Here is a 25,973-nt window from a genome sequence, read left to right on the forward strand (position 1 = left end):
GGGGGTTGTTGTCCCGGTCGGTGGCGCGGGCGTGGAAGTCGTCCGCGGTGGGTGCGGGGTCGCCCACGTGCATCGTGTAGTCCGATGCGCTGATGGAGCGTTGGTCGGGCAGGACGGTGAGGGTGGCGGTGGTGGTCTGCGTGTCGGTGGCGGTGATGGTCACCGGGTAGGTGCCGGGGGTGTTCAGGTCCGCCTGGTCGAGGTGGACGGTGACGGGCAGGGGGTTGTTGTCCCGGTCGGTGGCGCGGGCGTGGAAGTCGTCCGCGGTGGGTGCGGGGTCGCCCACGTGCATCGTGTAGTCCGATGCGCTGATGGAGCGTTGGTCGGGCAGGACGGTGAGGGTGGCGGTGGTGGTCTGCGTGTCGGTGGCGGTGATGGTCACCGGGTAGGTGCCGGGGGTGTTCAGGTCCGCCTGGTCGAGGTGGACGGTGACGGGCAGGGGGTTGTTGTCCCGGTCGGTGGCGCGGGCGTGGAAGTCGTCCGCGGTGGGTGCGGGGTCGCCCACGTGCATCGTGTAGTCCGATGCGCTGATGCCCGTGTAATCCTGGCGATACGTCAGTGTGATCTCGGTTGGCTGATTATCCTGTCCGAATGTTCCAGTGGCCATGTCCGGGTCCGAAGAAACATACAAATAGGTCTTGCCGTCATTCTTGAAATCGGTCCTGTCCACGTCGAAGGTCTCTCCGACATTGCCAGCCAGAATCGCATCCTTACGTATGGTGTTGCCTTCCACGTCTTTGTAGTGCACGTGGACATCGGAATAGACCGTCACCTTGTACTTTGCCTTGCTCTGGTTACCGTCACTGTCAGTGACATTGAACCCGATCTCAGTGGTCCCATTCTCGTGTCTGTCCCACTTGCCGTTCAGCTTTCGCAAATCGTCCACGTCGACGGTGACTTTGCCGGTGAGGTTCCCGTCCTCGACATCGGATGCGGTCACCCCCTGCAGGAGCCATTGAGACATGTCGGAGATTGGCGTGCCTTGTTTCAGGGTCCTGTCGGCTCCTGCTGAGATGCGCGGGATGAAGCCTACATTGCCGAGAACCTGGAAGACCCCGTCCAGATACTGTACTTGGGAACCGATGAGGTTGGAGGAATAATCGAAGGAGATCGTATAGCGTGACTGAACGTCGGGCGTCGTGGGGACGACCCCTAGGATGTACCATCCCATGACGAACCCGTCCGGAATGTTGACCCGGACCTTTTGCGGTGTGATCTGCTGTGCGCTCCATCCCAGTTCGGAGAGGGGAACATATCGGGTATAGCTGATGGGCCATCCACCCTTGTTGGAAATGAGGATGTTATCGGCCGCCAAGGCTGCATTGGTACCGGAGACGGAGATGGTGATCGTCCGCAGATTCTCCAGTGACGTGTTCGAGTAGAAACCCGGATCCATCACGACGTTGAAATCCATGCTTTGACGGTCAGGCAGGTATGCATAGCTTCCATTGATGGGACCTATGTAATTGTCTTCGATTCCCTCCGAGGTTGCATATGATCCCCGGCCCGGCACGAAGCGGAAACCGTTGTATGTGCCGCCGCCGCCCCCGGCCGGTTTCTGAAGCTTGAATCGTGTTCCGCCGGCAATGGTCAATGGTTGGTCGTTCAATGACGCGGATATGGTAGAACTCAGGCCGTCCGTATGGGCGGGATGCAGGTTCAGGATGAAATTGATCAGGGCATGATCACCGGAGGCGATATCGACGTTGAAGGTGAATGCGGCGGTTCCTTCCGATGGATCGTATGACCAAATGCCATAGGTGCTGCCGCCGTTCTCTTGCACATGGTTCCAATCGATGGCTTGGGGGGTGGAGAAGATGATTTTGAGCTGTGAATTCCTGGATATGGACGCGCTTTCGCCAATCGAGACATTGATGGGGATGGGAAGGTCCCAGAGGTTGCTGTCCTGTGCGAAATTGGTTTCCACTTTCACTCCGGCGGCATCGGACTGAAAAACAGCAGGTCCGAATGAGGCTTGTTCGGTGGCAGGATGCGTGATGGGATTTGCGGTGTTGGATGCCTGCTGTCCAGTCGCCACTTCACTTTGAGCGATGGAAGCCGGCTGCGTTGCAGGCGTCGAGGCATAACACAGGGACGGCAGGGCCATCATGGATGTCACCGCAAATGCAATTACAGCTCTCATGGTTTTCTGCACGTTCCCCACCCCTGTTCTAAATGCGCTGAAGATTCAACATCCGTTCTCGCATGGTTCGTGTCAGTCGCTGCGATCCACCACATCTGGCGTGGCGTATCGAGAAAAGAATATCAGTTGTGGTTAACCGAACAAATCGTCCTTGCAATTTATCGCCAGCAGCAAATGACAGCGCATTGCCCTCATACGTTGAAAGGCTCCGATCAGTTGATGGCGGACACTGGTCTGCGTAACCGAAGGGGCATCCGACCTCGTCCGGAAGATGATGTCCTTCTCCATTACGGACCCGGTTTCTGTGTGCGCATATCGTTGAGAGGCATGGTTCGCCTAGAATCAGCCTCCTACTTGTCGTTTCGGGGCAGGAGAAACGAATGTCGCATGATGATGCGCTGCGCCCTATAGGAGGCTACCTGGATTACGGTTTGCAAATAGGGCGCAGCGGAAATCGAGCAATTGACGGGATTGCCTTAGAGCAGGCCCTGGGCCACCATGGCCTGCCCCACCTTCATGAAGCCGGCGATGTTGGCGCCCGCCATCAGGTCTCCGGGCCTGTCATATTCCTGGGAGGCCAGGTAGGACTTGTTGAAGATGCCCACCATGATCTCCTTGAGCCGCTGGTCCACCTGGTCGAAGGTCCATTCCAGCCGTTGGGAGTTCTGGCTCATCTCCAGGCCGGAGACCGCCACCCCTCCGGCGTTGGCCGCCTTGGCCGGTCCATACAGGACGCCCGCCGACTCGTAGATCTCGATCGCTTCGGGGGTGGAGGGCATGTTGGCGCCTTCGCAGACTACGGTGCAGCCTTGGTCCACCAGCGTCCTGGCCGATTTCGCGTCGATTTCGTTCTGGGTGGCGCAGGGGAGGGCTATGTCGCAGGGCACCGTCCACACGCCGGAACAATCCGGCCTGTATACCGCCCCGGGCACGCGGTCGGCATACTCCCGGATCCTCCCCCTGTGATTGAGCTTTATGTCCTTGACCACGTCGAGCTTGATTCCCTCCGCATCGTATACGTAGCCGTCTGAATCGGAGGCGGTGACAACCTTGGCGCCCAGTTGACCTGCCTTTTCTATGGCGAAGATCGCTACGTTTCCGGATCCGGACACCGCCACCGTCTTACCTTCGAAGGAGTCCCCCCGGAGGGTCTTCAGAGCTTCGGCCGTGTAGTAGCACAGACCGTACCCCGTGGCCTCCGTCCGAGCCAGCGAACCCCCGAAGGTCATGTCCTTGCCGGTCAGGACCCCGCTGAACTCATCGCGCAGTCGTTTGTACTGTCCGAAGAGGTAACCGATTTCGCGGGCGCCCACGTTGATGTCGCCGGCAGGCACATCGGTGAACTGCCCGATGTGCCTCTGCAGCTCGGTCATGAAGGACTGGCAGAAGCGCATGACCTCCGCATCGGTCCTCCCCTTGGGGTCGAAGTCGGATCCCCCCTTGGCCCCGCCCATCGGCAGTCCGGTCAGGGAGTTCTTGAGAATCTGCTCGAAGCCCAGGAATTTGACCACTGATTCGGTCACGGTCGGGTGGAAGCGCAGCCCGCCCTTGTAGGGGCCTATGGCCGAATTGAACTGGACGCGATAGCCCCGGTTGACGTGGACGTGACCCTGGTCGTCGCTCCAGGCGACCCTGAACTTGACGGACCGTTCCGGTTCCACCAGTCGCTCCAACACCCCGGCCTCCTCGAATTCCGGGTGCCTGTCCACCACGGGAGGCAGGCTGTCGAAGACCTCCCGGACCGCCTGGAGGAATTCAGGTTGGTCTGGGTCGCGCTGCACGACCTGTTCATAGACCCTGTCGATATAATCCCTGCCTGTCATAGAGGCTCCTTGTCTTGTGAGTTTCAAAATCCGTCCCATTCTATGGGCTGGGAATGTTACCGAACAAGGAGGGGTATGAAATCAGGGATTAACACAGATGTGTCAAAACTTGAGTCAGGACGGCTCAAGTTTTTCACCGTGGGGATAATCCTGGTATGGACCACCGTGAAAGGGGAATTGTAGATAGTGACAGGCGACGAAGAAGCCGGGGGGCTTCGGATGCCGTGGAAGTCGGGCGTCTCCATGGCGGTCGCCGGGGTACTTAACGGTGAACGATAAAAGGAGTATTGGTTATGGCTATGTTTCCGGCTCTTATGAACAACTCGATCTTCGGTGATTTCTTCGACGATCCATTCTTCAACAACTGGAACGATTCGCGTCGTCAGGTCGGCGGCGGGCAGCAGATGACCTCCCCCCTGATGAACACGGACGTGCGTGACAGGGGCGATGACTATGAGCTGTCGATCGACATGCCCGGTTTCGGCAAGGACGACATCTCGCTGAGGTTGGAGGACGGATATCTGGTCGTCTCCGCACAGAAGAACAGCGACGAAGGGACCAAGGACGACCAGGGCAAGTGGATACGCCGTGAGCGTTACACGGGCTCCTGCTCCCGCAGCTTCTATGTGGGCGACGGTGTCAAGGAAGAGGATGTCCATGCCAAGTACGAGAACGGCACCCTGAGGGTGGTCGTTCCCAAGGCCAGCGTGAAGCCTGTCGAGAACAAGGCGAAGATCGCCATCGAAGGCTGATTGCGTGAAGAACCTTCCGCCGCGCGTTGAGCGGTAGGCGGACAGGCGGGTTCGTCCGCTTCAGGCAGGCGGGCAGGACCAGGGGGCTGCCCCGGTTGCACGAAGGATGTGCATCCGGAGCAGCCTCCTTTTGTGCAACACGCGCACACCTTTGTCGCCACTCGTGCTATACTAGCAAGTTGGCGTGTCTCCTGGCACGTCGAGTAATCGGCCGAGGATCGGACAGAGGTTTATGGCAAAAGATGGTGTGATTGAAGTGGAAGGGCGCGTCGTGGAGGCTCTGCCCAACGCGATGTTCCGCGTCGAGCTTGAGAACAAGCACACCGTCCTGGCCACAATCTCGGGCAAGATGCGCAAGAATTACATCCGCATCCTCCCGCAGGATCGCGTGGTGCTCGAAATGAGCCCTTACGATCTGAACCGCGGTCGCATTACGTACCGTTACAAGTAAGGTACATCAGCAAAGGAAAACCATGAAGGTCAGCCCAAGTGTGAAGAGAATCTGCGAGAACTGCCGCGTGATTCGTCGTCACGGCCGCGTCATGGTGATCTGCAGCAACCCCCGCCATAAGCAGCGGCAGGGCTGAGCGGATTTCCAGCGGCGACATCAAGGCGCTGAGTCACAGCCGACAGGCTGAACCCCGGGTGCGTAGGCCCGGGCCGGGAAACCGGACGACTCGGTGCACGACCTACGTAGTATACGAGAAGGAATCGCAATGGCACGTCTTGCCGGAGTCGACATCCCCAATGAGAAGCGCATCGAGATCGCACTGACATACATTTTCGGTGTCGGCCGTACCCGTGCGAACGAAACGCTTGCCGCGACCGGAATCAATCCGGATACCCGCGTCAAGGACCTCACGGATGAGCAGCTGATCACACTGCGTGATTACCTCGAAGGCAACTACAAGATCGAGGGTGACCTGCGTCGTGAGATAGACGCCGATATTCGCCGTAAGATCCAGATCAATTGCTATCAGGGCCAGCGCCACCGCAAGGGTCTGCCCGTGCGCGGCCAGCGCACCAAGACCAATGCGCGTACCCGCAAGGGGCCGAAGCGCACGGTCGCCGGAAAGAAGAAGGCGACCAAGTAAGGTCGGACTCCCGGCCACGGGGTGCAGCCCCCATCGCCAGGGAAGGCAATCAGTAATCCGTCACAAGGAAACGAGGATCAATGGCAGCAGCTAAGCAGGCCGCGCGTAAGCCTCGCCGCCGGGACCGCAAGTCGGTTCCCGTCGGGCAGGCACATATAAAGTCCACATTCAACAACACGATCATCTCCATCACGGACCCCTCCGGCGCGGTTGTCGCCTGGGCCTCCGGCGGGGATGTAGGTTTCAAGGGCTCCCGCAAGTCGACCCCTTACGCAGCCGGCATGGCTGCCGAGTCCGCGGCCCGCAAGGCCATGGAACATGGGGTCAAGAAGGTTGACGTTTTCGTCAAGGGGCCGGGATCGGGCCGTGAAACGGCCATCCGTTCCCTCCAGTCGGCCGGACTCGAAGTCGGCTCGATATCCGATGTGACCCCGCAAGCACACAACGGAGTCCGTCCCCCCAAGCGCCGTCGCGTCTGAGCACTAGGAAAACCACAGAATCCACCCGCGAAGACCGGCGAGTGCACCGTCGGTCAGAGCTGAAAGGATAGCAACAGTGCTTATTGCACAGCGTCCGACACTTACTGAAGAAGTCGTCAATGCCCAACGCTCACGTTTCACCATTGAGCCCCTTGAGCCCGGATTCGGTTATACGCTCGGCAATTCCCTGCGCCGCACGCTCCTGAGTTCGATTCCCGGGGCGGCCGTGACTTCGGTCCGCATCTCGGGTGCCCTGCATGAGTTCACCACGCTGCCTGGTGTGGAAGAGGATGTCACGGAGATCCTGCTCAATGTCAAGGGGATCGTGCTCACCAGCGAGTATGACGAACCCGTGGTCATGTACCTGCGCAAGAGCGGGAAGGGCGAGGCGACCGCCGGAGACATCACGCCGCCGGCCGGTGTCGCCATCGTCAACCCCGACCTGCACATCGCCACACTGGCTGAGGACGGGGAGCTCGAGATAGAGTTCACCGTCGAGCGTGGCCGCGGCTACGTGCAGGCCCAGCTGAACAAGCAGGACAACGATGAGATAGGCCGGATCCCGGTCGATTCCATCTACTCGCCCGTGCTCAAGGTCAGCTACAAGGTCGAGGCCACCCGTGTGGAGCAGAGGACGGACTTCGACAAGCTGATCTTGGACGTCGAGACCAAGCCGGCGATCTCCCCGCGCGACGCGGTGGCTTCGGCCGGATCCACACTGGTGGAGCTCTTCGGTCTCTGCAGGGAACTCAATGTCCAGGCGGAGGGCGTCGAGGTGGGGCCCGAACCGGTGGTCGAGGAGTCCGACCCCGAGATGGCAGTGCCGATCGAGGACCTCAACCTGACCCAGCGTTCATACAACTGCCTCAAGCGGGAGGGGATCCACACCATCGGTGAGCTGGTTTCGCACACCGAACAGGACCTCCTCGACATCCGCAACTTCGGCATGAAGTCGATCGACGAGGTCAAGGAGAAGCTCCAGGCCATGGGTCTGTCGCTCAAGGCCTCCCCTCTGGGCTTCGACACAAACAACCTCGAAGGCGGTACCTTCTACTCGCCTGACGACGAGTGACGCCTGCCGGCGCCAACCGGCGCCGGCGGTGGCGGTCACCGGGCGGTTCACGGTGTCCGCCGGAAAATGAACAGCCCCGGCAATCCAGATGTTCGGGCGAATGCCCACCTGGAACGGGGTCCATAAGGAGAAAATCCAATGCCACAACCCAAAAAGGGCCCGCGCCTGGCTTCCAGCCCGGCACATGAGCGCCTGATGCTGGCCAACATGGCCACCAGTCTCTTCGCAAACGGCCGCATCACGACCACCCTGCCCAAGGCCAAGCGCCTGCGCCCGCTGGCCGAGCGCCTGATCACCTTCGCCAAGCGGGGTGACCTCCACTCCCGCCGCCGGACCATGCGCGTGATCCGCGACAAGTCCGTCGTCCACAAGCTCTTCACCGAGATCGCCGAGCAGATGGCGGAGCGTGAGGGTGGGTACACCCGCATCACAAAGATCGCCCCCCGCAGGGGTGACAATGCCCCCCAGGCCGTGATCGAGCTGGTCACCGAGCCCCTGTCGGCCAAGCAGTCGGTAGTCAAGGAGGCTGAGTCCGCGACCAAGGTGGCCGCTAAGGACGAGGCGGCAGAGGTCAATGCTGCGGCCGATGCCGCAATCGCAGAGGGTGCCGCCGACCAGGCCGTGGAGCAGGCCGTCGAAGCCAACGAGACCGGCGAGAACGTCCAGACCGCGGACCAGGCCGCCATCGATCTGGAAAAGACCGCCGACCAGGCCGACCAGGCCGAAGCCTCCGCACAGGAGGAGGCCGACGTGGCCGAGGACGCCGAGAAGGCCGACGAGGACAAGTGATTCCAATGTCCCGCCTGTGAAGTCGTGAGGCCGGGATTGCAGGAGGGCCGGGGAGCGATCTCCGGCCCTCCTTGTATTCGTGCAGGCACGGGCAGGACTGGTGAATATGCAGGAGACACCGGGCGGATGGCGGATGGAGATGGATGTGGAAGAAAATGCAGACCCTGACCGGTATGCACCTGATGCGGGAGGGGAGGTCAGGCTCCGTCTGGACCTGGCCTACGACGGTGGGTCCTTCCATGGATGGGCCCGCCAACCCGGCCTGCGTACGGTCCAGGGGACCATCGAAGAGGCACTGGCCAAAGTCACGGGTTCGGGAAGACGGCAGGACCGGCAGGGCCTGGGGACCTTTTCGGCCCCCGCAGGCAAGGAGGGGGAAGTGCAGGAGGGGTGGAACCCCCGCCTGGTCGTCGCAGGCCGGACCGATACCGGAGTGCATGCCTCCCGTCAGGTCTGCCACCTGGACCTGCCCGCCGACCTTTTGGCCTCCTGCCAGGGGCACATGGAGGTGGACCCGGAGCAGGCCTTGGAGCGGCGCCTGCGCCATGTCCTGCCCGATGATGTCGTCATCAGGTCCGTCACCCGGGCCCCTGACGGTTTTGATGCCCGGTTTTCGGCCCTGGAACGTACCTACGTCTACCGGATCTGTGACAGGCCGGGGGCCATGGACCCACGTCTGCGTGGGTTCGTCCTCGAGGTGGATGGCCCCTTGGATGTGGAACTGATGGACTCCTGCGCCCAGGCGGCCGTCGGTCTGCACGACTTCGGTTCGTTCTCCACCCCCAATCCGGGGGGGACGACGATCCGCAAGGTGCTCAAGGTCGGCTGGAGGCGGGTGCCCCGGGTGGAAGGAGACCTGGAATCCGGCCTGGTCGAGTTCACAATCGTGGCCGATGCCTTCGCCCACAACATGGTACGTTCCCTGGTCAATGCCTGCCTGCGCGTGGGTGCCGGCAGGCAGACGGCGGACTGGTTCAGGGGCAAGGTCGAGACACCTGCCAGGGAGGGGGCCACCGGGCCGATCGCCGCCCGCGGACTGACCCTTGAGGGGGTGGCATACCCGCCCGACGGGGAGCTGGCCCTGAGGGCCCAGGCCATCCGTGCCCGCCGGACCCTGTGATCGATTTCCGGGACCCTGGCAGACAGCAGGCCTGCTTCCGCCACGCGGCCAGCCCGGTCCGCGAGTTGTGGCATAATGAGACAGTTGCTGTCCGGTCCATGCCGGTCAACAAACGAGGTTGAGTGTCCGAGCGGTCTAAGGAGCACGCCTCGAAAGCGTGTGAGGGCAACACCCTCCGCGAGTTCGAATCTCGCCTCAACCGCGAACATGGGCCCCGGGAGTCATTCCGGGGCCCTTTTTATGCCGGAACCTGACAGATGCCGACATCTCCTTTCCCCCTTGCCTGCCATCCGTCCGCATGGAAGCCCCCGATGCCGGCCCTGCCGATTCCGGCAAACAGGCCCTGCCAGTGGGTAGCCGGACGGCGTGTGTGATGCCCATCGGCAGGCGGATTCAGAGAATTTCCGCAGACCGGCTTTACTTCCACCGGCTTGAACTATCTAGACTTATGGAATCCTTACCGATGAAGGGAATGAGGGGTTTGTCATGCAATACACCGAACTGGGCGACACCGGCATCGCCATATCGAAGATCTGCGTGGGGTGCATGAGCTTCGGCAAGGCCGGGACCATGAACGACTGGGCGTTGGACGAAGATGACAGCGAGGCCGTGGTCAGGCATGCGCTGGACCTGGGGATCACCTTCTTCGACACGGCCAACGGCTACTCGCAAGGCACCAGCGAGGAGTATCTGGGAAGGGCGCTGGCCAGAACCACCCGGCGGGACAAGGTCGTCATCGCCTCAAAGGTCTATTTCAACGAGGGCCGGCTTTCCTCGAAGGCCATCCACAGGGAGATCGAGGGGACGCTCAAACGTCTCGGAACCGATTACCTGGACCTGTACATCATCCACCGGTTCGACTACGGGACGCCCGTCGAGGAGACCATGCAGGCCCTGGACGACCTGGTCAGGGCCGGCAAGGTCCGAGCGCTGGGCGCCTCGGCCATGTACGGGTATCAGTTCCACGACATGCAGATCGCGGCCCGCGACAACGGGTGGACGCGGTTCAGCGCCATGGAGAACCATTACAACCTGCTCTACCGCGAAGACGAGCGGGAGCTGATCCCCATCTGCCGGCAGATGGGGGTGACCCTCATGCCGTACAGTCCGCTCGCCGGCGGCCACCTGGCAAGGCCGACGTGGACGTCCGACACCCTGCGGGGCGAGACGGACAGGGTGTCACGAAGCAAGTACGACCATGCCGAGGAGAACGACCTTGTCATCGTGCGACGGGTGGAACAGGTCGCCAAGGACCACGGGGTGCCCATGTCCCAGGTGGCCATCGCCTGGCAGTGGGCGAAAGGCGTCGCCTCGCCGATCATCGGAGCCACCAAGGCCAGGCACTTCGACGATGCAGCGGCCGCCCTGGATCTGCGGCTCACGTCCGATGAGATCGCCTACATGGAGGAACCCTACAAGCCCCATACCATCGTGGGGGCCCTGGACCGCAACCCGCCACAGGACACCATACGACCGGACGTCCAAAGCAAATAGCATGGCATATGGCATCCTCGACGGCGGCAGGGGTGTTCACGACTCCTTTCGTTGAGCGGTCCGGTGGCCAGAAGGCCGACGGACCGGACGCTTGTCAGCCCATGGCTGAAGAGGGGCGGACGGTGATATTCAAATCCGTTGGGCGAAGCCGGCGGCCGTCAGGGGGCGGAGCGCAGGAGGGAGGCCATGGTCCGGATGTGGCTGGCCCTTGACGGAGCCGGATAAGGCAAAAGGACCAAGGCCCAGGCCCTGGCCTATCACATTATTCCGGCTTCATGCCCCCTGTTCCGAAGAAGCAAAACCCTTTTATGGAACGCGTTCCATGGGATCACCTTGCCGATACGGCGGCTGTGTCCTTGGAAAAGAGGGCTTCCGGGCTGGCGGGGTAGCCCAGTTCGAGGGCGGCGTATATGTGGGTGGCGGCCAGTTCGGACAGCTCCCTCAAGGCCTGCTGCCTGTCCGTGGCCGTGTAGCGCGTGCGTCCTTCCTCGTCCTGTCCGGTTCGGCCCCCATCCGCGCTGGTGAAGTCCCTGATGGCTGCCAGGAGTTCCCGGGCTGCGTTCATCTCCACCACCGCGCTGACGGGTGCCGACAGCCCGTTGGCCGGGTCATCCATCTTGTCCGGGTGGGCCAGGAGCTCCCTGACCGAGTAGATGCCTTCACGAGGGTCCCCTTCGCCGGCGGAGTGGGCGGCCAGGGTCTGGGAGGCTGTCCGATGGGCATCTGCCAGGGCCAGGAGGTGGTGCTTGGGGTCCTTCTGCCTGGCGGCCAGGACGGTCATGGCGAAGCCGGCCCTGTCCTCGGCGAGGGCGGCTGCGGCCGCCTGATCGGTCCGGAGGATCTGGGCGGCCGTGCCCATCCCATTGGATCGTGTCGTCCCGATGTCCGACGGAGAGATTCCTCCGCCTCCCTCCCGGCTGGCGGCCTGGGAGGAACGGTGGAAGTCCAGGGCGGCATAGGTGGCGGATTCCTCGAAGCGGACCGGGCAGCTGACCGCCACGGAAAGTCTGTCGTTGGCCGCATCCTCCCAAGCCTCCCGTGTGGGTATGCCCACCACATGGTCCTGAGCACGTCTCTCGTCGGCGGTGGCCTTCCTGTATGTCCGTTCGCAGACACTCAAGGTGACGCCCTGGGGGTCCTGGGCGGTGATGGTGACCCTGCTGGCGGAACACGCGGGGAGGAGGGCCATCGTCATGGCCGACAGGAGGGCCAGGAGAACACGCCGGCGGCGTCGTGCGGGGCCCGCGGGTTTGCCTGACGGGGCGCGGCCGTGTAGTGTCTGCATGAATCGGTACAGTAGTAGGGATTGCAGACCGGGCTTCGTGGTCTGAATAACTTCATAGGAGGTCTTGACATGGAATTGGACCTGGCTGAGATTCGTCAGTTGGCAGCAGAACAAGGAATCGATGCTGAGACATTGGATCAAGCCCTCTGCGAGGCTTTGCTCCTCGCATATCAGAAAATGCCGCATTCTTCCCCCCATGCCCGGGTGGAGCTGGATGACAGGGCGGGCACCTTCACCGTCTGGGCGCGTGACGAGGTGCCGGCGGATTCCGGCGCGGCCAGTCAGACCGGTCACAGGACCGATGCCGAGGGCGCGCCCGATGCCGAGAGGCCGGAAGAGGATGCCGTCGGCCAGCCGCCTGCCCGCCCGGTTGATCAGGTGGAAGACCTGAAGAGCGTTCCGGCCGAACCCCAGGGCGAATCCGAAGCAGAAGGCCCCCAGGGCCCCGCCGGAATAACGGCGGAAGCCGGTGTCCGGGCCGCGTCCGGAAGGGGGACGTCCGAAGACGGAACCCCGGGTGCGCCCGGCAGGGATGGGTCGGAGGAAGATGACCGGCCCCGCATGGTCCTGGGCGAAGAGTACGACGACACCCCCAAGGATTTCGGCAGGATGGCGGCCTCCACGGCCCGTCAGGTGATTCGTCAGCTCTTCCAGGAGGCCGAGGACGAGCGTATCTTCGGCGCCTTCTCGGGCCAGAAGGGGAAGCTGATCACAGGGGTGGTCCAGCAGGATGCCGATGACCCCAGCAACGTCCACGTCGCCGTAGGTGACGTGGAGGCCATCCTGCCCAAACGTGAGCAGGTTCCCGGCGAGCGTTACCGCCACGGGGAGCGCCTGCGCGTCTATGTGGTGAACGTCTCGCGGGGGTTGAGGGGGCCTGAGATCGTGGTCTCCCGTTCCCACCCCGAGCTGGTGCGCCGCCTCTTCGAGCGTGAGGTTCCCGAGCTGGTCTCGGGGGCCGTTTCGATCATGTCAATAGCCAGGGAGGCCGGGGCCAGGACCAAGATCGCGGTGCGGGCCAACACCAAGGGGGTCAACCCCAAGGGTGCCCTGATCGGGCCGGCGGGGGCCAGGGTCAGGGCCGTCATGGAGAATCTGGGTCCGGAGAAGATAGACATCGTGGATTGGTCGGCGGAACCGGCCGACTTCGTCGCTGCGGCCCTGTCGCCGGCCGTGGTCAAGGAGGTCCAGATAGTCAGCAAGACCAACCGGACGGCCATAGCCTTCATCAAGGATGCCCAGCTCTCCCTGGCCATCGGCAAGGAGGGCCAGAACGCGCGTCTGGCGGCCAAGTTGACGGGTTGGAACATCGGCATAGAATCGGCCGAGACGCATGAGCAGGAACTGCGACGGCAGGCCGCCGCCCAGGCTTCGCCACAGGGAGAAGAAGGATGATGCCGACATCCAACGGCGCGAGTATGCTTGACATGGTATTCCGGATCGGGTGGATGACATCCTCCGGTCACGGCACAGAGACGAGGTAACACAATCATGGTCGCACGATGAGACAGGATATGTTCGCCGTCATGGAAGAGTGATCGCGTCGTTCATACGCGCGGTCCAGTAAGGAGATAGTAAGTGCCCAAAGCACGCGTGTATGAATTGGCCAAGGAACTTGGCGTGGACAGCAAGACCGTCCTTGAAAAGCTCAAGGACATGGGGGAGTTCGTCAAGTCGGCCTCTTCGACGGTGGAAGCACCTGTGGTGCGCCGCCTGAAAAACGCCTTCCCGCAGCAGGGCAATGCCGGCCAGGATGCCGACAAGCCGAAGCCCCGCCAGTCCCACGGGACCCCTGCAGCCGCCCGTCAAGGCGGCAGCCAGCAGTCCTCATCCCCGTCCGGAGCGTCTGCGCCCAAGCCCGGGATGTCCGCGCACGGGCGTTCCTCATCGGGTCAGTCTTATGGGGCGGCCGGCGGCCAGTCAGCCGGCCATTTCCCCAAGCCCGGGATGTCCCAGCATGGCGACAGGCCCGACCGCGACGGTCGCAGGACCGAACACGGCAGGCAGGGTCACGAGGAGGAAAGGGCAGGCCGTCCTTCGCCCGCCTTCCAGGGTCGGCCGGGACCCCAGGGCCAGCGTGGGGGTCATCCTCGTCCGGGAGCGGCCCCGGGTGAGCAGCGTCAGCATCCGGGCAGGCCGGGCACGACCGCACCCCGCCCAGGTAACAATCCCTTCAGCCGCAAACAGGGGATGAAGGTCCCTGTCCCTTCAGACATACCCAGGCCCCACCCCATGGCAAGGCCCACCGTCAACGACTCCCGCAGGGGTCACGGCGGCTTCCGCAACGGGAGGGGCGGCGGCCCTCGGGGCTCGCAGGGGGCACGTCCAGGTCAGTGGGGCCACAACAGGCCGGGCCAGCAGGCCGGCACCCACCAGGGCGGCGGCCGCTTCGGCGGAGGGACGGGGAGTTTCCAGCCTGGAGCTTCCGCAGGTCCCTCCAGCACCGGTCCCCGTGGCCGCGGACGCGGAGGCGCAGCAGGTGCATTCGGGCGTCAGGGGGGCAAATCCTCCAAGGCCCGCAAGAACCGTATGGCCAAGCGGCATGAATTCCAGGAGATGAAGGCACCCGTCATCGGCGGCGTGCGCATCCCCGCAGGCAACGGCCGCACCGTCAAGCTCCGCCAGGGGGCCACCCTGTCCGACCTGGCCGACAAGATCAACGTCAATCCCGCGGCCCTGGTCACCGTCCTCTTCCACCTGGGAGAGATGGCGACGGCCACCCAGTCCCTGGATGAAGCCACCTTCCAGATACTGGGGGAGGAGATCGGGTGGAACATCCAGATCGTCTCCGCCGAGGAGGAGGACAAGGAACTCCTCCAGCAGTTCGACATCGACCTGGACGAAGAGAAGGAGCAGGACGACCAGGACCTGAAGCCGCGGCCTCCCGTGGTCACGGTCATGGGCCATGTGGACCATGGCAAGACCCGCCTGCTGGACACCATCCGCAAGACCAACACTTCGGCCCACGAGGCCGGCGGCATCACCCAGAGGATCGGCGCCTACCAGGTCACCGTCACCCTCGAGGGCGACAAGCGCAAGATCACCTTCCTCGACACCCCCGGCCACGAGGCCTTCACGGCCATGCGCGCCCGTGGCGCCGAGCTGACCGACATCGCCATCCTGGTGGTGGCGGCCGATGATGGCGTCATGCCCCAGACAGTCGAGGCTATCAACCACGCCCAGGCTGCACACGTGCCCATCGTGGTGGCGGTCAACAAGATCGATGTGGAGGGTGCCAACCCGGAGAAGGTGCGCGGCCAGCTGACCGAGTTCGGCCTGGTCCCCGAGGAGTACGGCGGCGACACCATGTTCGTCGACATCTCGGCCAAGTTGGGAACCAACGTGGACAAGCTCCTCGAAGCCGTCCTCCTGACCGCAGACGCCGATCTGGACCTGAGGGCCAACCCCGATATGCCCGCCAGGGGCGCAACCGTCGAGGCCCGCCTGGACAAGGGCCGGGGTGCCGTGGCCACCGTCCTGGTCCAGTCCGGAACCCTCCACGTGGGCGATGCCATCGTGGCCGGGTCCTCGTACGGACGTGTCCGTGCCATGCTGGACGAGAACGGCAAGCAGATGGACGCCGCGGCGCCTTCGACACCCGTCCAGGTGCTGGGGCTGACCTCGGTGCCCACCGCTGGCGACCTCTTCCTGGTGGCCCCGGACGACAGGACCGCCCGTCAGATCGCCGAGAAGCGCGAGGCGACAGCCCGCGCGGCCCAGCTGGCCAAGCGCCGCAAGGTGGTCTCCCTGGAGAGCCTGAAGGAGCAGTTCGCCAAGTCCGAGGTGGATATGCTCAACATCGTCATCAAGGGCGACTCTTCCGGTTCCGTCGAGGCCCTGGAAGACTCCCTGATGAAGATAGAGGTCTCCGACGAGGTCGGCATCCAGGTGATCCACCGCGGTGTCGGTGCCATCACCCAGAACGACGTCAACCTGGCCTCGGTGGACAAGGCCGTGATCATCGGCTTCAACGTCCGCCCCAACCGGCAGGTGCAGGAGCTGGCCGACCGCGAGGGTGTGGAGATCAAGTACTACTCGGTCATCTACAACGCCATCGAGGACATCGAGGCCTCCCTCAAGGGCATGCTCAAGCCGGAATACGAAGAGGTCACCACCTCCCACTCCGAGATCCGCGAGATCTTCCGCTCCTCGAAGTTCGGGAACATCGCGGGCGTCAAGGTCCTGGACGGGACGGTCACCAAGGGCACCAAGGCCCGCATCGTCCGCAACGGGGTCGTCACGATCAACGACCTGGAGATCTCCTCCCTCCGCCGGTTCAAGGACGATGTCAACGAGGTCTCCGAGGGCTACGAGGCGGGCATCAACCTGGGCGCCTTCAACGACATCCAGGTGGGCGACGTCATCGAGACCTTCGCCATGCAGGAGGTCGAGCGCAAGTAAGCCCCATCAGTCGGGCCGGTCCGCCCGGTCCGTCCCCTGGTGGGAATCCGATGTCCGCCGTCACTGCCCTTCCGGGCTGCGGCGGACATTCTTCTTCAGGTTCAAGGAAAGGAACCAAGATGGCAACGAACCCCCGTGCGGTGCGTGTGGCCGCCCTCATACAGCGTGTCATCGCGTCCTCGCTGGAGACCAACCTGCACGACAAGCGTCTCGCTGGGATCACGATCACCGAGGTCAGGGTGACCAATGACCTGCAGATCGCCAAGGTCTACTGGACCCAGTTCGGCCGCGAGGGCCACGAGCAGGGTGAGCGCAAGCGTGCCCAGCAGGCCCTTCGCCAGGCCACCGGCAGGTTGCGCTCCCTGGTCGGGGCCAAGGCCGGACTCAGGCTGACGCCGACCCTGCGATTCATATACGATGAGGTGCCTGCCGAGGCCACGGAGATCGAAGATGTCCTGACGGCCGCCCGCCACCGCGACGAGGAGCTGGCCAGGAGCCGGGCCAATGCCCGGTATGCCGGGGACCCCGACCCTTACAGGCATGATGATGACGAAGATGACGGTGGTGACGACGAGGGCGAGGGGACCGGGACCGGGGACGGGACGATGGACCCGACCCCCGCCATCTGAGCAAACGCTTGCAGAAAGGCCTTTCGACGGTGGAGACTTCAGGAGTCCTCCTGGTGGACAAACCACAGGGGGTGACCAGCCATGACGTGGTCGCAGCGGTCCGCTCCACCCTCCGCATGAGGAGGGTGGGCCACGCGGGCACCCTGGACCCCATGGCCACGGGGATGTTGGTGGTCGCCTACGGCCAGGCCACCCGCCTGCTGAATGCCATCGTCGGACAGGACAAGACCTACCTGGCCACAATGCGGTTGGGAATGGCCACTACCACTGACGATGCCGAGGGCGACCCCCTGGATGGGGGTGTGCAGACCCCCCAGGTCCGTCGTCGGGTGGCCGACCTGACCGGAACCCGTCTGGAAGAAATCATGCGGGACCGCTTCACCGGCTTCATCGATCAGGTTCCTGACGCCTTTTCGGCCGTCAAGGTGGACGGTCGACGTGCCTATGAACTGGCGAGGCGAGGGGAGAAGGTCGATCTGAAGCCCAGGAGGATCCACATAGCCGGCTATGACCTGCTCACGAGCCGGCAGGTGGCTACGGACGGGGGGGACCTCTATCTGGATTGCGATGTCAGGGTCACCTGTTCAAGCGGCACCTTCATACGGGCCCTGGCCCGTGACCTGGGCGAGCTCCTTCAGGTCGGCGGCCACCTGACAATGCTGAGGCGGACCAGGGTGGGCCGCTTCGACCTGGAGGCCGACGGTACAGGGGTCCGGGCCCTGACCGGACACGTGGAGGCTTACACCCGCATCGGCAGGGATGGCGGCCAGGTGACCCGCAGGAGGATGGTGCTGGACCAGGACAGGCAGGAGGTCCTGGCTGCGGCCATGACCCCTGCACATGCGGCCCGTCTGACCCTCCCTGTGGTCCGGATTGACAGGGCCCAGGCCGGCATACTCTCCCACGGGGGATTTCTCGACATCCGCCTGGACGGTCCGACGGCGGCCCTGGCCCCCGCCCCCGGCCTGCCCGAGGGCGAGTACCTCTGCGCCCTCCTGTCGGCGAGGGGGAGCGGTCGAGCCAAGCCGGACGTGGTTTTCGCCTGCCCGGCTGACGAGTGAAGCAGGAAAGAGGGGGCAACAGGCATTGCCTGCTTAAGCCCCCTGCTTTATAGTTCAAACAGTTGCAAAGGGAACCGCCGTGTTCCGCCGAGTCCTGCCGCATCCCGCCGCCGGTCCCGATGCAGACGGGACCGGGTCCGGAGTCCGTCGCATCGTGGGGGCTTCCGGAGAGGGGAGCGGTCGTGCCCGGTGGAACCGTAGCGGCGGCATGAACGATGGGAAACGGATGAAAGTCAGCAGGTTGGAACCGAACCAGGCCGGTGTGGTGGATTGGCCCACCCTCAGCGTCTCCAAGGGGAGCGTGGTGACGGTGGGCGAATTCGACGGGGTCCACCGCGGCCATCAGGCCGTCATCTCACGGGCGGTGGGGCTGGCAAGGAGACAGGGCGACTATGCCGTGGCTGTCATGTTCGAACCCCGGCCCAAGCGGGTGCACCGCTACGCCGCATCCCATGCCATGGCCGATCTTCCCGAGGAGCTGGCCAGGCAGGACGACGAAGCGTTGATGGGGCTGGATGAGAGGATCAGACTTCTGGGACGCATGGGGATCGACCGCGTCCTCATCGTCAGATACACCATGGCCTTCGCCGCGAAGTCCTACCGTTTCTTCCTGGGCCAGATGGTCCGTGGCCTGGGTATGTCCACCCTGGTCCTGGGCCGTGACGCCCGCCTGGGTGCAGGCCTCAAGGGTGATGTGGTCGCCATCCAGGCCCTGGGCCAGGAGACGGGCACCTTCTGCCTGGAAGTCGTGGACGACATGGGGCCCGGCTATGTTGATCTGACCTCGGAAGGGGAGGAGGCCGGCCCCCGGGTGAGGGTGTGGAGCACCAGCAACGCCCGCCGTCTCCTTTCCTTGGGGCGTGTTGAGGATGCCGAAGCCGTCCTGGGCCGCCCACACATCGTGGAGGGGGAGGTGATCCACGGCGAACAGCGCGGCCGTGAGCTGGGTTATCCGACGGCCAACCTCAGCAGGTGGCACACGGGCTATATGCCGGCCGACGGAGTCTATGCCGGCTGGCTGGTCGACATGGGCCCGGCCGATGCCTCGAAGGAGGGTCGGCTCTTCGATGAGGAGGCCCGTCTGGCAGCGGGTTCGCCCTGGCGCTGGCCGGCGGCCATCTCCATCGGGACCAAGGAGACCTTCGAGGACGAGACCGGGCTCAGGGAGAGGGTTTTGGAGGTCAACGCCGTCACTTCCGACTGGCTGGAACTTTACGGTCACCGCGTGCGGGTGGAGTTCCTCCGCCACCTGCGCCCGCAGGAGAAGTACAGCGGGGCCGAGGCGTTGAAGGTGCAGCTGGGGTTGGACGCGGCGCAGACCCTGAAGGTGACGGGCCGGGACCCCCGGTAGTCCTGTAGTCCGGTAGTCCTGTAGTCGTGTAGTCCGGTAATCGGGTAGCTGGTGACCAGGTGACCCGGCAATCCGGGACTCGGGACCCGGGACCCGGGCATTCTGGGTCACACGCCCGGGTCCTGCACGACGTCGGACCGGAGGATTCCGGTTTCAGCGGCCCGATGCCTGTCTGCCAAGGCCGAGCGAGTCCAGGGCGTCCCGCAGGGAATCCACCTCGATGATCTCAATGCCGTCGGCCTGGTAGGGCCTGGCCTGCTTCCGGCGTGCCGGGACCACGGCCCTGGTGAACCCCACCCTGGCGGCCTCCTGGAGGCGGTGGTCCATCCTGGGGGCTGGTCTGACCTGGCCGGTCAGGGAGATCTCGCCCATGGCGCAGGTGGTCCGGGGGATTGGGCGGCCGTTGGCCGCACTGGCCAGTGCGGCCACGATCGCCAGGTCGCAGGCGGGCTCCCTGGCCATCCCCCCTGCGATGGTCGAGACGTATACGTCCTTGGTCAGCAGTCCTATCCTTCCATGCCTGTAAAGGACGGCTATGAGCATGGCCAGTCGGTTGGCATCGACCCCGTTGGTCGCCCGTCTGGGGGAGGGAAGGACAGAATCGGTGACCAGGGCCTGGACCTCTATCGGCAGGCTGCGGTGACCGTCGACGGTGAAAGTGACGCAGGTGCCGTCCATGGGGGCATCGGCGGATGACAGGAAGAGCCCCGCCGGGTCGGTGACCTCCTCTATGCCCTGCCCGCTCATGTCGAAGCAGCCCACCTCGTCGGTCGGGCCGAACCTGTTCTTGACAGCCCGCAACATCCTCAGGGCCGTCTGGGCATCCCCCTCGAACTGGCAGACCACGTCGACCAGGTGCTCCAATGTCCTAGGGCCGGCTATGGATCCGTCCTTGGTCACATGCCCGACCAGGAGGACGGGGATGTCGTAGGTCTTGGCCAGATCTATCAGGCAGGAGGCCACCTGCCGCACCTGGGTGGACCCCCCGGCCATGCCGTCCACATCCTGGGAGACGATGGTCTGCGCCGAGTCGACGATGGCGAGGGCCGGTTTCTCCTCCTCTATCAGCCCCAGGACGGTGCCGAGGTCGGTGGTCGATGCGAGCAGGAGGTTCTCCTGGACGCTGTCGACCCTGGAAGCCCGCATCCTCACCTGGGCCTGTGACTCTTCGCCTGAAACATAGAGGACCCTTCCACCGCCCCTGGCGGCCACCTTCCCGGCGGTCTCCAGGAGGAGGGTCGATTTGCCTATCCCCGGTTCGCCCGCCACCAGGATGACGGAGCCTGGCACGATGCCTCCTCCCAGCACACGGTCGAATTCCTCGAACCCGGTCGGGATGCGTACCAGGTGTTCTGACCCCACCCTGGTGATCGGCTCAGCCCTGACGGCGGCGGCCGGGTTGGTCCTCCCCCTCCTGCCCGCCCCGGCGGCAGGGCCCGTCCCGACCCTGGCCTCGTGGAATTCCTCCACCGTGCCCCACTGGCCGCACTCCGGGCAGCGTCCGAACCACTTGCCGCCCGTCCATCCGCATTCCGTGCATACATATTGGGTCGTCGTCTTGGCCATAGTTGCAAGCTATCCAGCTTGGGCGACAAGTTCCAGGTTTGTTCGTCACAGGCTTGCAGGGGGAGGGAGGAGGGGACTTTCACCCTGCCTTCGCAGGAGTGTCGCATTTGATATGAGAGAATTGCGGTATGTCGAAGTCTTCATCCTCCTCCGTTCGCCACCGCCGCACCGGCCTGGTCATCGTGGTGGCCGCCGTCGTCGTGCTGGTGCTTCTGAGCGCCTTCGTCTGGCCGCATTGGGCCGTCAACGACCCGGCCCCCCAGGCTCCGCCCTCCAGCAAGACGGCCGCACCGCCATCGCACCCGGCTTCAAAAGAGGCTGCCAAGCCCAAGGCGACACCCAAACCCCTCCCGCAGGACGCCACCGACCTGCTCAAGTCCATGCCCGACACGGTCGGAGATTTCGCCAGGACGAAGGCCGACCCGGCCAGGGAGTGGGCCGCCAACACACCGATCGAAGAGTATGACCTGACCTACTCCACCGGGGACCAGACCAAGGACGTATCCCTCCATGCCGCCCAGTGGGCGACCTCTGACGATGCCAAGAAGCTCTACGATGCCGCGACCTGGCCGATGACGGGCAAGGAGATCGCTTCCGGCAACGTGAAGACCTCGGGGAACAAGACCGGAACTTATGTGGAGAAGGAGGATCCGGCAGACCCCAAGAAGGCCATCGTCATCTGGCAGAACGACACGGTCGTCTTCCGTGCACAGGGTCAGAAAGCGGCCCTGGAAACCTTCTACAGGGCCTTCCCCCTGTAGTAGTCGGCTAAACGGTGTAGTATTGGGCAAGTTGGACACTTCCAGGAACACAAGGATCGGAGGCTCGGATGGGTTCTGTCATCAAGAAGCGCCGCAAGCGGATGAGCAAGAAAAAGCACCGCAAAATGCTGCGCAAGACTCGTCACCAGCGTAAGTAGTCTGTAAGACTTCCGGCCCGGTCAGGGCCGTGCGGGACCCCTCCTGCAGGGCGTGGCAATCTGCCTCGGTCTACAGGAGGGTTTCTTGTTGCCGTGGCAGAACGGCCCGTCCGATCCGGGGAACATCGGAATCGGGCGGGCCGTTTTTGTGGTCACGGGTCATCGCGGCCGGCGGCTCACTTGTTGGAGTTGGTCATGACCCTGGGGCCGTTGGGGTCGCCCACGATAACCGTATCCACCATGTTGAGGAAGAGGCCATGTTCCACCACGCCCACCGTGGTGATGAGATCCTGTGCCAGGTCCTCCGGGTGGTCGATATGCTCCATGTGGAGGTCGATGATGTGGTTGTGCTCATCGGTCAAGACCGGCTGCCCTTCGGCATCCAGGCGGAGGACGGGCTTGTACCCCCGGTCCTGGAAGCGGTCAAGCACATGGCGCTCGCCGAAGGGGATGACCTCGACAGGAAGGGGGAAGCGGCCGATGGTGTCGACCACCTTGGACTCATCGACGATCCAGACGATCTTGCGGGAGTTGACGGCCACGATCTTCTCCCAGAGGAGGGCCGCGCCGCCGCCTTTGATTCCGTTGAAGTTCTTGTCCACCTCGTCGGCCCCGTCGATGGTGATGTCGATGTGGTCCACCTCATCAACGTCGACGATCTTGATGCCATAGCCCTCGGCCTGCTCCTTGGTCCTGCGGGAGGTGGTCACACCGGTGAACCGCAGGCCTTCCTCATTGACGCGCCTGCCCAGCTCGTCGACGAAGAAACGGACCGTCGAACCGGTGCCCAGGCCGGCTACCATGCCGTCTTCGACCAGCTTGGCGGCCTCCACGCCGGCGGCCTTCTTCAGTGCATCCTGCTGTGTCTTGTCCATCAAATCTCCTTTTGCGCCTGGTCCTTGCCGGACGGCGCCCACGGTTCTTGGATTCTGTTCCCATACTACGCGAGGGCCCCTAAAGGCCCGGTCCGGTCAGCTGGTCACTCCTGCCCCCTGACTTCAATCCCGTGCAGGCGGAAGGGGACCTGGTCAAGGACCACCATTCCCTCCTGGTCGATGTCCGCACTGAACTCAATGGTGCCGGAGATGTGCAGGTCCTTTCCCGCAAAATTGGGGCTCTGCGAGGGGGGAGGGGTTATGCAGACCCGTCCGGAGGCCCGCAGGCCCCTGGATGCTCGATCTGACCCGGCTTCATCCGATTGCGCCCCAGGACCCTTGGGTTCTTCGTCCTCCTCTTCCTGGCCGGCTTCGTCACCCTGATAATCGTGGTCCATTTCCGCCTGGTCGTCGTCGGCCTCGGACATCTCCTCCTCCGCCATTTCGCCACGGTCTTCCAGGTCCTCTTCGTCGGGTTCGCTCAGACGGTTACGCTTGCGACCATTACTGTCGAGCACACCAGCGCTGCCGTCCAGCTCCTCTTGCACGGCATCAGGCATATCCAGGCCCTGGGAGTAGGGGGAGTCCAGGAGGGAACGCCACCCCTCGACGGGCAGGCACCCCTCCCGGCTTCCATCACGGGCGGCTGTCGCATACCCCCTGGCCAGCATGTCGACCTTTTCATTGAATCTGTCACCCGCATGGCCCTTGACCCATACGAACCTGACCGGTCCCTCCCGCTGCCTGATCTCTCGGTCGATGGCCTCGATCAGTGGGCGGTTCTTCACCGACTTCCCCTGGGAGTTCCTCCATCCCTTCTTCTTCCACCCATGGACCCATTTGGAGGAGCAGTTGATGGCGTACTGGGAGTCGGTCTCGATGACCAGGGTTTCGGGCCCGCGGTGGGCGCGGAGGGCCTGGAGCACGGCGCAGAGCTCTCCGATCTGGTTGGTGCCGTTGCTGGCCCCTCCGGCATCTGCGTCGCCCCCCCGGTGATCGGCCCAGGCCCACCCCATGGGGCCGTTTGGGTTGCTCAGGGCGCTGCCGTCAGTGGATACCGTGATCGTGTTCTCGTTCATGCAGACCAGCCTAGACAGGCGGAACGAAAAGACACCGGCCCGCAGCGGATCACTTCCGATCCGGAGCGGGCCGGTGCCTATGCGGGTGTATGGCTTTGCCGCCAGGAATCAGCCTAGGGCCTCGCCGGCGGGGGGGGGGAGGACCTGGTGGTTCATTCTGTTCGGTGCCCTCTCAGTCGCCCAGGGCTCTGTCGACCACCTGGCCGGCCTCATCCAGCACCTGGTCCAGGGCCTGCGGGGAGACGAAGGACTCTGCATAGACCTTGTAGATGTTCTCCGTGCCTGAGGGGCGGGCGGCGAACCAGTTGTCCTTGGTGGTCACCTTGATGCCGCCTATCTTGGCCCCGTTCCCCGGTGCCTCCGTCATCTTGGCCGTGATGGGTTCGCCGGCCAGCTGGGTCGCCGTCACATCGTCCCCGTCGAGGGAGGCGAACTTCTGCTTCTGCTCCAGGGTGGTCGGCGTGTCCACACGCCTGTACCAGCTGCGGCCGAAGCGTTCCACCTGGTCCTCGTGGAGCTGTGCGGGGTTCTTGCCCGTCTTGGCCGTGATCTCGGCTGCCAGGAGGTCGGGTATCAGACCGTCCTTGTCGGTGGTCCAGACATGTCCGTCGCGGCGCAGGAAGCTCATGCCGGAGCTCTCCTCGCCGCCGAAGGCCACCTCGCCGCTGAAGAGGGGGTCGACGAACCACTTGAAGCCCACGGGGACTTCGACCAGTCGGGCCCCTATGGAGGCGGCCACCCGGTCGATCAGGGAGGAGGAGACCAGGGTCTTGCCGATGCCGGTGCCTGCAGGCCAGCCGGGACGGTTCCCCGAGAAGAGGTATTCCACGCAGACCGCGATGTAGTGATTGGGGTTCATCACCCCGCTGCCGGGGCATACGATGCCGTGCCGGTCGGCGTCGGGGTCGGTTCCGCCCACCAGGTCGTAAGAGTCCCAGGCTCCGCCGTTCAGCCTGTCCACGAGCCCCTTCATGGCGTAGGGGGAGCTGGGATCCATCCGGATCTTCCCGTCGTGGTCCAGGGTCATGAACCTCCAGGTGGGATCCACCTCGGAGTTGATCACGCCTATGTCGAGTCCATACTTTTCGTTGATCAGGGGCCAGTAGTTGACCGAGGCGCCGCCCAGGGGGTCGATGCCCAGACGAACGCCGGAGGAACGGATCAGGTCGAAGTCGATCACATCGCCCAGGTCGGCCACATAATGCTCCCTGTAATCGAAGGGCTCAACCAGGTCCGATTTGACCGCCTGCTCGAAGGGAACCCGTCTGACCGACCGGAAGTCGCCCAGCAGCTGGTTGGCCCGTTCGGCTATGGCATTGGTTGTCTCGGCGGGGGCGGGACCTCCCGTCGGCGGGTCGTATTTGAAGCCGCCGTCGGTGGGCGGGTTATGTGAGGGAGTCACCACGATCCCGTCGGAAAGGTCTTCCCCGGAGAAGCGCTGGCTTCCGTCCGCGGCCCGGTTATGGGTCAGTATGGCCTGGGAAACGGTGGGGGTGGGAGTGTAGTCATCGTTGGCGTCGATGCGGACCCTGACCCCGTTTGCCACCAGGACCTCGATGGCCGTCTTCCATGCCGGAAGGGAGAGGGCATGCGTGTCACGGCCCAGGTAGAGGGGGCCGGTCACACCTGCCTTGGCCCGCTCTTCGGCTATGGCCTGGGTTATGGAGACTATGTGGGCTTCGTTGAAGGAGGTCTTCAGGGAGGAGCCCCGGTGCCCGGAAGTGCCGAAGGAGACCCTTTCGGTCTCTTCACCCGGGTCGGGAATCAGGTCGTAGTACTTGCCGATTACGTCGTCGACGCCGATCAGGTCCGCTGGGGTTGCAGGTGATCCCGCATTCTGTGCTGTCATGGTTCTCATCATGCCACCGGCGGCGGATGAGAACCGCTGGCAGATGTCCCTCCGATGGTCGGTGAAAACAGGCGGGAGTAGCAGTCGGGGGGGGGGCTCACATCCGGGGGGGGAAGAACAGAGGGGTCAGTCAGCTTCCTGCGGGACCCTCACGCAGAGGGCCTGATGGTCCACGGTCACCTGGATGTGCTT

The 25,973-nt window shown here is 63.8% G+C and carries 23 protein-coding genes and 1 tRNA gene; 17 read left to right on the forward strand and 7 right to left on the reverse strand.

Translation table 11 applies throughout. The features are described from left to right. Window positions 1–1,927, reverse strand: a 1,927-nt coding sequence (locus V6584_RS01830; RefSeq protein WP_340486135.1) for a MucBP domain-containing protein, incomplete at its 3' end; no start/stop codon positions are given. Window positions 1,928–2,619: 692 nt separating this feature from the next. Beyond that, window positions 2,620–3,966, reverse strand: a complete 1,347-nt coding sequence (gene gdhA, locus V6584_RS01835) for an NADP-specific glutamate dehydrogenase (protein WP_340468734.1) — start codon at window positions 3,964–3,966, stop codon at window positions 2,620–2,622. Window positions 3,967–4,259: 293 nt separating this feature from the next. Between gdhA and V6584_RS01840 the strand changes: the two genes are divergently transcribed. The 10 genes from V6584_RS01840 (at window position 4,260) to V6584_RS01885 (ending at window position 10,766) form a co-directional block, all read left to right on the forward strand. After that, on the forward strand, window positions 4,260–4,718 hold the full coding sequence (locus tag V6584_RS01840; protein WP_340468735.1) for an Hsp20/alpha crystallin family protein: 459 nt from the start codon (window positions 4,260–4,262) through the stop codon (window positions 4,716–4,718). A 232-nt stretch (window positions 4,719–4,950) separates the two neighbouring features. Beyond that, window positions 4,951–5,169, forward strand: coding sequence for a translation initiation factor IF-1 (gene infA / locus V6584_RS01845; protein ID WP_113853415.1), 219 nt, complete (start codon window positions 4,951–4,953; stop codon window positions 5,167–5,169). Window positions 5,170–5,191: 22 nt separating this feature from the next. Further along, a complete protein-coding gene (gene rpmJ, locus V6584_RS01850; RefSeq protein WP_043164480.1) occupies window positions 5,192–5,305 on the forward strand; it encodes a 50S ribosomal protein L36 in 114 nt (37 codons plus the stop codon). A 129-nt stretch (window positions 5,306–5,434) separates the two neighbouring features. Then, window positions 5,435–5,812 (forward strand): 30S ribosomal protein S13, encoded by a 378-nt coding sequence (rpsM, locus tag V6584_RS01855; RefSeq protein ID WP_340468736.1) that lies wholly within the window; start codon window positions 5,435–5,437, stop codon window positions 5,810–5,812. Window positions 5,813–5,892: 80 nt separating this feature from the next. Next, complete coding sequence (gene rpsK, locus V6584_RS01860) at window positions 5,893–6,291, forward strand: 30S ribosomal protein S11 (protein ID WP_015022328.1); 399 nt, start codon at window positions 5,893–5,895, stop codon at window positions 6,289–6,291. Window positions 6,292–6,367: 76 nt separating this feature from the next. Then, window positions 6,368–7,363, forward strand: a complete 996-nt coding sequence (locus V6584_RS01865; protein WP_340468737.1) for a DNA-directed RNA polymerase subunit alpha — start codon at window positions 6,368–6,370, stop codon at window positions 7,361–7,363. A 138-nt stretch (window positions 7,364–7,501) separates the two neighbouring features. Further along, the gene (gene rplQ, locus V6584_RS01870) at window positions 7,502–8,152 is read left to right on the forward strand and encodes a 50S ribosomal protein L17 (RefSeq protein WP_340468738.1); all 651 of its coding nucleotides are present in this window, start codon (window positions 7,502–7,504) and stop codon (window positions 8,150–8,152) included. 145 nt (window positions 8,153–8,297) lie between these two features. Then, window positions 8,298–9,272, forward strand: coding sequence for a tRNA pseudouridine(38-40) synthase TruA (gene truA, locus V6584_RS01875; RefSeq protein ID WP_340486138.1), 975 nt, complete (start codon window positions 8,298–8,300; stop codon window positions 9,270–9,272). A 116-nt stretch (window positions 9,273–9,388) separates the two neighbouring features. Beyond that, window positions 9,389–9,474, forward strand: a tRNA-Ser gene (locus V6584_RS01880). A 284-nt stretch (window positions 9,475–9,758) separates the two neighbouring features. After that, window positions 9,759–10,766 (forward strand): aldo/keto reductase, encoded by a 1,008-nt coding sequence (locus V6584_RS01885; protein WP_340468740.1) that lies wholly within the window; start codon window positions 9,759–9,761, stop codon window positions 10,764–10,766. Window positions 10,767–11,094: 328 nt separating this feature from the next. Here the strand turns inward: V6584_RS01885 and V6584_RS01890 are convergent, their stop codons facing one another. After that, window positions 11,095–12,051, reverse strand: a complete 957-nt coding sequence (locus tag V6584_RS01890) for a hypothetical protein (protein ID WP_340468741.1) — start codon at window positions 12,049–12,051, stop codon at window positions 11,095–11,097. A 69-nt stretch (window positions 12,052–12,120) separates the two neighbouring features. On the opposite strand from V6584_RS01890, the gene nusA reads away from it, so the two are divergent. The 5 genes from nusA (at window position 12,121) to ribF (ending at window position 19,493) form a co-directional block, all read left to right on the forward strand. Then, entirely contained in the window at window positions 12,121–13,446 is a 1,326-nt protein-coding gene (gene nusA / locus V6584_RS01895; RefSeq protein ID WP_340468742.1) for a transcription termination factor NusA, read from the forward strand. 183 nt (window positions 13,447–13,629) lie between these two features. Then, on the forward strand, window positions 13,630–16,452 hold the full coding sequence (infB, locus tag V6584_RS01900) for a translation initiation factor IF-2 (RefSeq protein ID WP_340468743.1): 2,823 nt from the start codon (window positions 13,630–13,632) through the stop codon (window positions 16,450–16,452). 119 nt (window positions 16,453–16,571) lie between these two features. Further along, entirely contained in the window at window positions 16,572–17,081 is a 510-nt protein-coding gene (gene rbfA, locus V6584_RS01905; protein ID WP_340468744.1) for a 30S ribosome-binding factor RbfA, read from the forward strand. Window positions 17,082–17,110: 29 nt separating this feature from the next. After that, window positions 17,111–18,142 carry a tRNA pseudouridine(55) synthase TruB gene (gene truB / locus V6584_RS01910; RefSeq protein WP_340468745.1) on the forward strand — a complete coding sequence of 344 codons (1,032 nt, stop codon included), beginning with the start codon at window positions 17,111–17,113 and terminating at the stop codon, window positions 18,140–18,142. 226 nt (window positions 18,143–18,368) lie between these two features. Then, window positions 18,369–19,493, forward strand: a complete 1,125-nt coding sequence (ribF, locus tag V6584_RS01915; protein WP_340468746.1) for a bifunctional riboflavin kinase/FMN adenylyltransferase — start codon at window positions 18,369–18,371, stop codon at window positions 19,491–19,493. Window positions 19,494–19,646: 153 nt separating this feature from the next. On the opposite strand, the gene radA is transcribed toward ribF, so the two are convergent. Beyond that, window positions 19,647–21,059 (reverse strand): DNA repair protein RadA, encoded by a 1,413-nt coding sequence (radA, locus tag V6584_RS01920; RefSeq protein ID WP_340468747.1) that lies wholly within the window; start codon window positions 21,057–21,059, stop codon window positions 19,647–19,649. Window positions 21,060–21,187: 128 nt separating this feature from the next. Here radA and V6584_RS01925 point away from each other — a divergent pair, with 128 nt between their 5' ends. Beyond that, complete coding sequence (locus V6584_RS01925) at window positions 21,188–21,820, forward strand: hypothetical protein (RefSeq protein ID WP_340468748.1); 633 nt, start codon at window positions 21,188–21,190, stop codon at window positions 21,818–21,820. A 68-nt stretch (window positions 21,821–21,888) separates the two neighbouring features. Next, window positions 21,889–21,978 carry a 30S ribosomal protein bS22 gene (locus V6584_RS01930; RefSeq protein WP_003817716.1) on the forward strand — a complete coding sequence of 30 codons (90 nt, stop codon included), beginning with the start codon at window positions 21,889–21,891 and terminating at the stop codon, window positions 21,976–21,978. 176 nt (window positions 21,979–22,154) lie between these two features. On the opposite strand, the gene rpiA is transcribed toward V6584_RS01930, so the two are convergent. From rpiA to pgm, 3 genes are all read right to left on the reverse strand, one after another. Further along, on the reverse strand, window positions 22,155–22,853 hold the full coding sequence (gene rpiA / locus V6584_RS01935; RefSeq protein ID WP_340468749.1) for a ribose-5-phosphate isomerase RpiA: 699 nt from the start codon (window positions 22,851–22,853) through the stop codon (window positions 22,155–22,157). A 104-nt stretch (window positions 22,854–22,957) separates the two neighbouring features. After that, window positions 22,958–23,932, reverse strand: a complete 975-nt coding sequence (locus V6584_RS01940) for an RNase H family protein (protein ID WP_340468750.1) — start codon at window positions 23,930–23,932, stop codon at window positions 22,958–22,960. A gap of 172 nt (window positions 23,933–24,104) precedes the next feature. Next, the gene (pgm, locus tag V6584_RS01945; RefSeq protein WP_340468751.1) at window positions 24,105–25,781 is read right to left on the reverse strand and encodes a phosphoglucomutase (alpha-D-glucose-1,6-bisphosphate-dependent); all 1,677 of its coding nucleotides are present in this window, start codon (window positions 25,779–25,781) and stop codon (window positions 24,105–24,107) included. Window positions 25,782–25,973 lie beyond the last annotated feature (192 nt).

The organism is Bifidobacterium favimelis, from assembly GCF_037963085.1.
Lineage (GTDB): Bacteria > Actinomycetota > Actinomycetes > Actinomycetales > Bifidobacteriaceae > Bombiscardovia > Bombiscardovia favimelis.

Excerpts from the sequence above, each read along its gene's own strand:
- gdhA (WP_340468734.1), bottom strand. The coding sequence starts at position 3,966 with ATGACAGGCAGGGATTATATCGACAGGGTCTATGAACAGGTCGTGCAG.
- V6584_RS01840 (WP_340468735.1), top strand. The coding sequence starts at position 4,260 with ATGGCTATGTTTCCGGCTCTTATGAACAACTCGATCTTCGGTGATTTC.
- infA (WP_113853415.1), top strand. The coding sequence starts at position 4,951 with ATGGCAAAAGATGGTGTGATTGAAGTGGAAGGGCGCGTCGTGGAGGCT.
- rpmJ (WP_043164480.1), top strand. The coding sequence starts at position 5,192 with ATGAAGGTCAGCCCAAGTGTGAAGAGAATCTGCGAGAACTGCCGCGTG.
- rpsM (WP_340468736.1), top strand. The coding sequence starts at position 5,435 with ATGGCACGTCTTGCCGGAGTCGACATCCCCAATGAGAAGCGCATCGAG.
- rpsK (WP_015022328.1), top strand. The coding sequence starts at position 5,893 with ATGGCAGCAGCTAAGCAGGCCGCGCGTAAGCCTCGCCGCCGGGACCGC.
- rplQ (WP_340468738.1), top strand. The coding sequence starts at position 7,502 with ATGCCACAACCCAAAAAGGGCCCGCGCCTGGCTTCCAGCCCGGCACAT.
- V6584_RS01885 (WP_340468740.1), top strand. The coding sequence starts at position 9,759 with ATGCAATACACCGAACTGGGCGACACCGGCATCGCCATATCGAAGATC.
- V6584_RS01890 (WP_340468741.1), bottom strand. The coding sequence starts at position 12,051 with ATGCAGACACTACACGGCCGCGCCCCGTCAGGCAAACCCGCGGGCCCC.
- nusA (WP_340468742.1), top strand. The coding sequence starts at position 12,121 with ATGGAATTGGACCTGGCTGAGATTCGTCAGTTGGCAGCAGAACAAGGA.
- rbfA (WP_340468744.1), top strand. The coding sequence starts at position 16,572 with ATGGCAACGAACCCCCGTGCGGTGCGTGTGGCCGCCCTCATACAGCGT.
- ribF (WP_340468746.1), top strand. The coding sequence starts at position 18,369 with ATGAAAGTCAGCAGGTTGGAACCGAACCAGGCCGGTGTGGTGGATTGG.
- radA (WP_340468747.1), bottom strand. The coding sequence starts at position 21,059 with ATGGCCAAGACGACGACCCAATATGTATGCACGGAATGCGGATGGACG.
- V6584_RS01925 (WP_340468748.1), top strand. The coding sequence starts at position 21,188 with ATGTCGAAGTCTTCATCCTCCTCCGTTCGCCACCGCCGCACCGGCCTG.
- V6584_RS01930 (WP_003817716.1), top strand. The coding sequence starts at position 21,889 with ATGGGTTCTGTCATCAAGAAGCGCCGCAAGCGGATGAGCAAGAAAAAG.
- rpiA (WP_340468749.1), bottom strand. The coding sequence starts at position 22,853 with ATGGACAAGACACAGCAGGATGCACTGAAGAAGGCCGCCGGCGTGGAG.
- V6584_RS01940 (WP_340468750.1), bottom strand. The coding sequence starts at position 23,932 with ATGAACGAGAACACGATCACGGTATCCACTGACGGCAGCGCCCTGAGC.
- pgm (WP_340468751.1), bottom strand. The coding sequence starts at position 25,781 with ATGACAGCACAGAATGCGGGATCACCTGCAACCCCAGCGGACCTGATC.